At 70.8% G+C, this 8,394-nt stretch carries 9 protein-coding genes; 3 read left to right on the top strand and 6 right to left on the bottom strand.

Features of this window, described 5'->3' with window-relative positions; translation table 11 throughout:
* Positions 1-128: 128 nt before the first annotated feature.
* From thpR to KBX00_RS25935, 5 genes are all read right to left on the bottom strand, one after another.
* The gene (gene thpR, locus KBX00_RS25955; RefSeq protein ID WP_210830679.1) at positions 129-731 is read right to left on the bottom strand and encodes an RNA 2',3'-cyclic phosphodiesterase; all 603 of its coding nucleotides are present in this window, start codon (positions 729-731) and stop codon (positions 129-131) included.
* A gap of 17 nt (positions 732-748) precedes the next feature.
* Entirely contained in the window at positions 749-1,255 is a 507-nt protein-coding gene (locus tag KBX00_RS25950) for a hypothetical protein (protein ID WP_210830678.1), read from the bottom strand.
* Between the two features lie 141 nt (positions 1,256-1,396).
* Complete coding sequence (locus KBX00_RS25945; RefSeq protein ID WP_210830677.1) at positions 1,397-2,674, bottom strand: MFS transporter; 1,278 nt, start codon at positions 2,672-2,674, stop codon at positions 1,397-1,399.
* A gap of 81 nt (positions 2,675-2,755) precedes the next feature.
* Complete coding sequence (locus tag KBX00_RS25940) at positions 2,756-3,205, bottom strand: MarR family winged helix-turn-helix transcriptional regulator (protein ID WP_210830676.1); 450 nt, start codon at positions 3,203-3,205, stop codon at positions 2,756-2,758.
* 131 nt (positions 3,206-3,336) lie between these two features.
* The gene (locus KBX00_RS25935) at positions 3,337-4,815 is read right to left on the bottom strand and encodes an NCS2 family permease (RefSeq protein WP_210830675.1); all 1,479 of its coding nucleotides are present in this window, start codon (positions 4,813-4,815) and stop codon (positions 3,337-3,339) included.
* An 89-nt stretch (positions 4,816-4,904) separates the two neighbouring features.
* On the opposite strand from KBX00_RS25935, the gene KBX00_RS25930 reads away from it, so the two are divergent.
* The gene (locus KBX00_RS25930; protein WP_269740182.1) at positions 4,905-5,147 is read left to right on the top strand and encodes a DUF2530 domain-containing protein; all 243 of its coding nucleotides are present in this window, start codon (positions 4,905-4,907) and stop codon (positions 5,145-5,147) included.
* Between the two features lie 21 nt (positions 5,148-5,168).
* Here the strand turns inward: KBX00_RS25930 and KBX00_RS25925 are convergent, their stop codons facing one another.
* Complete coding sequence (locus KBX00_RS25925) at positions 5,169-6,005, bottom strand: DUF3027 domain-containing protein (protein WP_210830673.1); 837 nt, start codon at positions 6,003-6,005, stop codon at positions 5,169-5,171.
* A gap of 87 nt (positions 6,006-6,092) precedes the next feature.
* On the opposite strand from KBX00_RS25925, the gene KBX00_RS25920 reads away from it, so the two are divergent.
* Positions 6,093-7,724, top strand: a complete 1,632-nt coding sequence (locus tag KBX00_RS25920) for an MFS transporter (RefSeq protein WP_210830672.1) — start codon at positions 6,093-6,095, stop codon at positions 7,722-7,724.
* Positions 7,721-8,371 carry a futalosine hydrolase gene (locus KBX00_RS25915; RefSeq protein WP_210830671.1) on the top strand — a complete coding sequence of 217 codons (651 nt, stop codon included), beginning with the start codon at positions 7,721-7,723 and terminating at the stop codon, positions 8,369-8,371. Before KBX00_RS25920 ends, KBX00_RS25915 begins: the two co-directional genes overlap by 4 nt.
* Positions 8,372-8,394 lie beyond the last annotated feature (23 nt).

Below are 8,394 nucleotides of genomic sequence, written 5' to 3'. Positions count from 1 at the left end.
CCCCACCCCCACCCCCACCCCCTCCACCGCGCCGATCTTGCACTTTTTGTCGGGGCATCAGTCTGATAACGGACGTTTCACCGACCAAAAGTGCAAGATCGCGAGATGTCAGCGGGGCGGGGGCGGGTTCAGAGGGGCCAGGCGGCGAGCCGGTGATAGCGCGACGGGGGTCCGGGCTGGCTCTGCACGAGCACCAACTCCTCTGCCGGCCAGGGCGGGCCGAGGTAGTCGTCGAGGGCGGCCAGGTCCGCCTCGATGTCGGCGTGCGGCAGCCGGTCACCCGGCCGGGCGATGGTTAGGTGCGGCCGGAACGGCTTCTCGTCGCCGGGAAACCCGGCGACGGTCAGTGCGGTCCGGACGGCGCCGGCCAGAACCCCCAGCTGGCTCACGTCACCGCGCACGTCGGCCCAGAGCACGGTGCTTCTGCCCCAGCCGAATCGACCACCGCCGCCCAGCCGGAGCACCGGCGGGTCGTCGCACCCGACGGGCGCCTCCGCCGCAGCACCGCTGCGGGCAGCCGCCACGGCGCGTGGGAGGACCTGCCGCAACTCGGTCAGCCGGGTGGGGTCGACCTCGCCGAGGAAGGCGAGTGTGAGGTGGGCCGTGGCCGGGTCGACCAGCCGGACGTTCGTGCCGGCGGCCGAGGCCGCCGCCAGGCGTAACCCGGCCAACCGGGTGGTCAGGTGCGCGATGGCCTCGACCGGTGGGTAGATCGCGATGAAGAGTCGCACCTGTCACAGGATGGCAGTCAGTGGTTCCGCTCGGGTTGCTCGGGACGGGCGGCCGGCAGCCGTAGGCCAGCGGCGTCCAACTCGGCCTCGACCCGTACCCGTTCGATCTGCCGGTCCAGACCGGTCAACGCGGCGAGATGCTCGGTGACGCCCAGCGCCCGGCAGGCCAGGCGCAGCCGATCGTCGTACGCGTCGAGAACGTCGCTGTGCCACACCACCGGTCTGGTGCCACCGGCCCGGTCCCGGCGCAGGCACCGCAGGTCGGCGGCGATCTGCTCCAGTGGCCGCCGGTCCACCCGGTCGAGCGCGTCGAGGTCGATCCGGGTGGCGACCCCGACCGCGTCGGCGGCCTCGTTCAGCCGGACGATCAGACGCCGATCCCGGCGCCGCTGCCGCCACTCGCCGTACCGGCAGGTCAGTCGGTCGACGACCTCGTCGGTGCAGATGACCAGCGCGATCAGCACCGGCACGAAGACCACAGCCGCCAGCGCCACGGCCAGCAGCAGTAAGCGTAGGATCTCCACCCATCGAAGCTATGTCGCTGCGTAGCGTCACGTAACCGATTTTCCGCATTCCGCGCATGCGGCGGTGCGCTACCGAACCGCCGGTAACACCGCAGCGTTGGACCGACCGGGGCGGCGGGCGCGGCCGGCCATAGGAAATCGTCACATCTCGGTGACGTAGAAGCGGGGCAGCGGCAGGACGCGGAACCGCAGCCGGGCCCCGGCCCGGCGCAGCTGCCAGGCCAGTGCCAGCAGCGCGGTGGTCAGCGAGAGCAGGCCACCGGCCCAGATGCTGGCACCGGCACCGAAGGTTTCCGCGACCCAGCCGATGATCGGGGCGCCGACCGGGTTGGTGCCGAGGAACACCAGCACCCACAGCGCCATCACCCGTCCACGGAACGCGGCGTCGGTGCCGAGTTGCACCCGCTGGTTCGCCGCCTGGGCGAAATAGACCATGAAGAAGCCGGTCGGCGGCAACAGTGCGACCACCATCCAGTACGCCGGGGCCAGCCCGACGAGCGTGCCGAAGGTGGCGCAGCCGATCGCGGCACCCAGCACCAGCCACACCGACGGGCGACTCCGCCGCCCGGTCCCAGCCAGCGCACCGACCAGCGCGCCCGCCGCGAGCGTGGTGCTGAACAGGCCGAACGAGGCCGCCCCGGTGTTGAACACCGTCTTCGCCAGGGCCGCCAGTGTCAGCTGGAAGTTGAACAGCGACATCCCGATCACCGACATCACCACCATCGGGAGCAGCAGGTCGGGACGGCGGGCCACGTAGCGCAGCCCGTCGAGCACGGTCGCCGCGGCCCGCTCGCCACGGGTCGGTAGCGGCTCCCGGTGCAGTTCGGCCGGCCGCATCCGGATCACCGTGACCAGCGGCGCGATCGAGCTGAGCGCGGTGACGAGGAAGACCGGCCCGACGTCGAAGGCGGCGATGGCCAGGCCCGCCACGGCCGGGCCGACGATCCGGGCCGAGTTGAACACGGCCGCGTTGAGCGAGAGCGCGTTGGGCAGCAGCGCCGTACCGACCAGCTCGGAGACGAACGCCTGGCGTACCGGGGTCTCCATCGCGTTGGCGACGCCGAGCAGGGCGGCGAAGACGAAGACGTGCCAGAGCTGGACCAGGTCGGTGAGCACCAGCACGCTCATGGCCAGCGACAGCACGGTCCAGAAGGCGTTGGCGACGAAGAGCAGCAGCCGCTTGTCGTACCGGTCGGCGAGCCGCCCGGAAAGCAGGGTGAGTAGCAGCACGGGAGTGAACTGCAGCGCGACGACCACGCCGAGGGCGGTGGCCGAGTCGCCGGAAAGCTCGAGGACCAGCCAGTCCTGGGCGATGAACATCATCCAGACACCGATCAGCTTGACCAGTTGCCCGAATGCGAAGAGCCGGTAGTTGCGGACCTGTAGGGACTGGAACATCGTGCTCAGCCGTGCCTGCACTCTTGGTGCGCCTCCTCGCGGTCGTACGCGTCGTCAACGACGGACGGCACGGCGCGGGGCACACACCCGGTGTGCGCGGCGTCAGGCGCGGGAGAGTCGCTGCAGGATCTCCGCGGCCCGGTGCAGGGTCTCCCGATCGGTGTCACTCAGCTCGGCCAGCCGCCGGGCCAGCCACTCGTCCCGGACCCGCTCGAACTGGTCGAGCACGGCCCGGCCCCCCTCGGTCGTCGCGAGGATGACCTGCCGGCCGTCGGTCGGGTGCGGGGTGCGCTGCACCAGGCCGCGCTCCTCCAGCTTCGCGACGATCTTCGTCATCGTCGGTGGCTGCACCCGTTCGACGTCGGCGAGCTCCCGCGGCGTGAGCGCGCCCGCCAGCCGAAGGCTGGTGAGCGCGGACAGTTGGGTGACCGTGAGGTCACCAACCGGCCGGGCCTGGCGGACCCGCCGGTTCAACCGGGTGATCGCATCACGCAACTGAAGGGCCAGTTGCGCCGGTGGCATGCTCTGAGCCGTCACCGTCCGCTCCGTCACGATAGTTAGCCTAACTAATTAGCTGACCGAGCCGCAGCGGATATGACCATGCTCACCCCGACGTTTCCCCTGCTCCAAGCCGGGCGCGTCGATCACGTCACACAGATCACACGCGCCCGGCCGGGCAACTGTCAGAAGAGCAGCGTCTCGATCGGACCGCGCAGGAAGTACACCACGAACAGTGCCGCCACCGCGTACAGCAACGGGTGGATCTCCCGGGACTTGCCCTTGGCCAGCTTGATCACCACGTACACGATCAGACCGGCTCCGATCCCGTTGGAGATCGAGTAGGTGAACGGCATCAACACGATGGTGAGGAAGGCCGGGATGGCGATCTCGTAGTCGGACCAGTCGATCGTCCGGACCGCCGTCATCATCAGGAAACCGACCACCACCAGCGCGACGGACGCCGCCTCGAACGGGACGACCACCACCAGCGGCGCCAGGAACATGGCCAGCAGGAAGAGCACGCCGGTGACCAGGTTGGCCACCCCGGTCCGGGCGCCCTCCGCGACACCTGCGGCACTCTCGATGTACGACGTGTTGCTGGAAACGCTTGCCGCACCACCACTGGCCGCCGCGATCGAGTCGACAAGCAGGATCTCCCGGGTACGCGGCGGGGTGCCCTGCTCGTCGAGCATGCCGCCCTCCTGCCCGACGGCCACCATCGTGCCCATCGTGTCGAAGAAGTCGGTGATGAGCAGGGTGAAGATGAACATCAGTACGACCAGCCAACCGGCCCGCCCCCACGAGTCCAACACGTTGAACTGACCGAGCAGGGACAGGTCCGGCACGTCGAACGGGTTGCTCGGCAACGTCGGAACGTTAAGCGACCAGCCCTTCGGGTTCGGCACCCCGTCGACGAAGGACGGACCGATGTCGCCCACCGCCTCCACCAGCATGGCCAGCGCCGTGGAGGCGAGGATCCCGACCAGGATGGCGCCCTTGACCCGGCGTACCACGAGCACCAGGGTCACCAGCAGACCCACCACGAAGACCAGCATCGGCCAGCTGACGAGCTTGCCGCCGATGCCGAGACCGACCGGGACGGTGGTGTTCGCCTCGTCCGGGATCCGCCGGACGAGGCCGGCGTCCACCAGGCCGATGATGGTGAGGAACAGGCCGATGCCGACGCCGATCGCGGTCTTCATCTGGGTCGGCACCGAACGGAACACGGCGGTACGCAGCCCGGTCAGCACCAGCACCGCGATGATCACACCTTCGATCACCACCAGGCCCATCGCGTCGGCCCAGGTCATCTCGGGCGCGATCTCGTACGCCACCAGGGCGTTGACGCCGAGGCCGGCGGCGACCGCCAGCGGGAAGCGGCCGACCACGCCCATCAGGATCGTCATCAGACCCGCGACCAGGGCGGTCGCCGCCGCGATCGCGGGGATCGGCAGGGTGTTGCCGTCACCGTCGACGGCACTGCCCAGGATGAGCGGATTGAGCACCACGATGTACGCCATCGTGAAGAAGGTGGCCAGGCCGCCGCGTACCTCGCGGGTGAGCGTCGAACCACGGGCGGAGATCTCGAAGTACCGGTCGAAGCCGTTGCGCGGCTGGCGGGAATCGGGTGGGGTGCCGTTGTCGGGCGGCGCTACTGCCATCAGGAACCTCACAGCGGATCATCGGGTTGTCGCGCGCATCGTCGCAGATGGTTGGCCCGGCGGAAAGCAGGGTCACGTACCCTGACCGGGTGCCCACCCCGCCACCCCGCCCCGAGCCGCTCGACCCGCCGATGGTCCCTTTCGCCCTCGCGGGGATGGCAGCCTGGGCCGTCGCCGGACTGGTGCTGCTGCTCTTCCGCGACCGGCTGGTCGCCGGTGGCCACGAGAACTGGCTCTGGATCTGCCTGGCCGGATTCCTGTGGGGCTTCCCCGGTCTCGCGGTGATGATGCGGCACGACGCCAACCGCCGCCGCCGTCGAGCCGCAGGTTGAGCCGTCGGCGGCCGGCAACGGTCAGGAGTGCCCGTACGGCTCCGCCGGCTCGCCGCTCTCGACGGACCCGGCGGCACGGCTGACCGCCATCGGTTCCACCGCGCTGTCGTCGTAGACGGTGGGCATCTCGTCGACCGCCGTGTCCGTCTCGATCAGCGTTTCCGAGTGAGCGCCGCAGCCGTGATCGGCGCTGACCACCCGGCCGTCGTCCGGCGCGTAGAAGTTGCCGCAGACACCGAAGCACTGCCGCAGCTTGCCCGCGAGTGGCAGGTAGAAGCCGCAGGTGCCGCAGCGGGCGGCGGGCGGCGCGGAGGCGGAGATGGGTGCCGAGGGGCCGTGATCACCGTCGTACCAGCGCTGAGCCGTCTCGATCCGCCCCTCCCGCGACATCACCCGGGGACGGCCGAGCCCCAGCTCCCAGGCGGTCTCCTCGATCGCCGGGTCGTCGGAGAGGAGGTAACCGGGTTGAAGTCGCTCGTCGTCGGTCGGAGTCGGCAGCAGGTCGCCGGGGCCAAGGTCGCCGGGCTTGAGTCGCTCCTGCCAGGGCAGCCAGCCGGGGGCGAGCAACGCGTCCGGCCCGGGCAGCAGCACGGTCTCACAGAGCGTCACCGTGCGACTGCGCGGCACCCGGGTCACGGTGACCGCCCACCGCCAACCGCGGTAACCGGCCAGCCGGCACTCGAAGTAGTGCGTGACGAGTCGATCACCTTCGGCGACGACCTGGAGGTGGTCACCGACGTCGTCGGGGCCCACCTCGGTGATGCCGGCACGCGCCACCTCGACGGCGGCGGCGCAGACCTGGTCAAGACGAGCGGCGCGGGCGGAGGCGGGCCTGGTCACCCGACCATTGTTCCCCATCGGGTGGGTCGACTGTGAGGCACTCCCCAGAGGTGTTCTCCGCCGGTGGCACAGCATCGCCCGGGCTGATGGGTCAGGATGGGTGCCATGCCGCTGTTCTCCCGCTCTGAGCGGTCCCTCCTCGGGCGGACCGTCGGCACCGGCATCCGCGCCACCCGGCTGATGCTGCGCGGTTCGCTGACCAGCGGTCGCTGGGTGACCCGCAGTGCTGCCCGGGCCCGCGCCCGGGGTGCCGGCGGGGAGACCGGCATGGTCCGCCTGTTCGACCTGCACGCGATCTCCTGTGCCGGTGACACGCTGATCGCCATCGGGCTGGCCGGGACGATCTTCTTCAACGTGCCGCTCGGCGAGGCGCGGAGCAAGGTCGCGCTCTACCTGCTGGTGACCATGGTGCCCTTCGCCATGCTCGCTCCCGTGGTCGGGCCGCTGCTCGATCACTTCCGGCACGGCCGGCGGTACGCCCTGGCCACCACGATGCTGGGTCGGGCGTTCCTGGCCTGGCTGATCTCCGACTACATCCACGGCTTCGGGCTCTATCCGGCGGCCTTCGGCGTGTTGGCGCTCTCCCGGGCGTACGGGGTGGCCCGTTCCGCCGCCGTACCCCGGTTGCTGCCGGAAGGGCTCGGCCTGTCCCAGGTGGGTGCGCGCGCCAGTGTCTACGGCACGGTCGCGGGAGCGCTGGTGGCCCCGATCGGCCTCGCCGCGTTCTGGTTCGGACCGCAGTGGCCGTTACGGGTCGCTTCGGTGATCTTCCTGGTCGGCATGGTGATCGCCCTCCGACTGCCACCGAAGGCCGACTCCGAACCACCGGAGCGGGTACCACGACCGCTGCGGGCGCTACGGCGGGGCACGGACGAGCGACCACTGGGCCGGGGCAGACCGGCCGGGCGGTTGGTGATCTCGACGCTGGTCGGCGCGGCCACCCTGCGCGCGGTCTACGGTTTCCTGCTGCTCTTCCTGGCCTTCACCATCAAGGCGGGCGATCTGACCACCGTGGTGTTCGGGCGCGACCTCGGCGACGAGGGGTCACTCGGCCTGGTCGGCGGCGCGCTGGCCGTCGGCACCTTCCTGGCCACCGCGATCGGTACCCGATTGCGCATCCACCGTCCGGCCGCCCTCCAATCCAGCGGCATGGTGATCGTCGCCGGGGTGGCTGTGCTCACCGTGCTGAATTTCTCGCTGCCGATGGTCGCCCTGCTCTGTGTGGTCACGGCCATGATGAGCGGCATCGCCAAGCTGGCCGTGGACGCCTCGATCCAGGAACGCATCCCGGAACGCTTGCGAGCCAGTTCCTTCGCCCATTCCGAGACGGTGCTGATGCTCGCCTTCGTCGCCGGTGGCGGTCTTGGGCTCGTACCCTTCGACGGCCGGATCGGCATCGCCGTCGCCGCTGCCGTCGGCGCGCTCGCCGCTGCCCGGGGCCTGGTGATGGCCCGGCGGTTGCGGGCCGAGAGGCTGCACGGACGGCCGCTCACCGACGACGAGTTGGCCACCGAGAAGCCAGCCGAGACGGACACCGCTGAGGCGGACGGCACCGAGACGGAACGCGGCTCTGAGTCCACTCCCACATCCCCGGCCCCCTTCCAGGGCGGGCGTGGTCCGGAGGAGCCGGGACTGGCACCCCCCGGCTTCCATATCTACCGGCCCTCCTCGACCGTCACCGGTTCCGGTGGTGGCGACGACGAGACGCGGCGCAGCTCACCGGGTTCGCTCACGTGAGCGGTCTGCTCGTGGTGACGGCGGTACCCGCCGAGGCGGAGGCGATCCAGGCCGGTCTCGCCGACCCGACCGTGGCGGTGCTGCCGGTCGGAGTGGGCCCGGCGGTCGCCGGTGCGGCAACGGCCCGGATGCTGGCGCTCGCCGAGCTGGCCGGCCGGCCGTACCGAGCAGTGGTCAGTGCGGGGGTGGCCGGCGGATTCGCCGGCCGCGTCGAGGTCGGTGGCACCGTGCTCGGCAGCCGGGCCGTCGCCGCCGACCTGGGCGCGGAGTCACCCGACGGCTTCGTTCCGATCGACGAACTCGGCATGCCGGCCGAGCTGCTCGGCGGTGGAACGGTCCTCGACGCCGATCCGGCGCTGCTCACGGCCTTGCGCACGGCGCTGCCGGCCGCAACCGTGGGACCGGTGCTGACCGTCAGCACCGTGACCGGCACCGCCGCCAGCACCGACGAGTTGGTCCGGCGCCATCCGGAGGCGGTGGCCGAGGCCATGGAGGGGTACGGTGTGGCGGTCGCCGCCAGCCAGGCTGGCGTACCGTTCGTCGAGCTGCGTACCATCTCGAATCCGATCGGCCCCCGCGACCGCGATGCGTGGCGGATGCGCGACGCCCTCACCGCCCTCACCGCCGCCGCCTCCGCCCTGCGCTGACGCCCGCCTCGTGCCCGCTGTTC

This window comes from Micromonospora sp. C95, assembly GCF_018070465.1.
GTDB lineage: Bacteria > Actinomycetota > Actinomycetes > Mycobacteriales > Micromonosporaceae > Micromonospora.
Note: the sequence above shows the minus strand (reverse complement) of the source record. Positions and strands in the feature narration are given on the sequence as shown.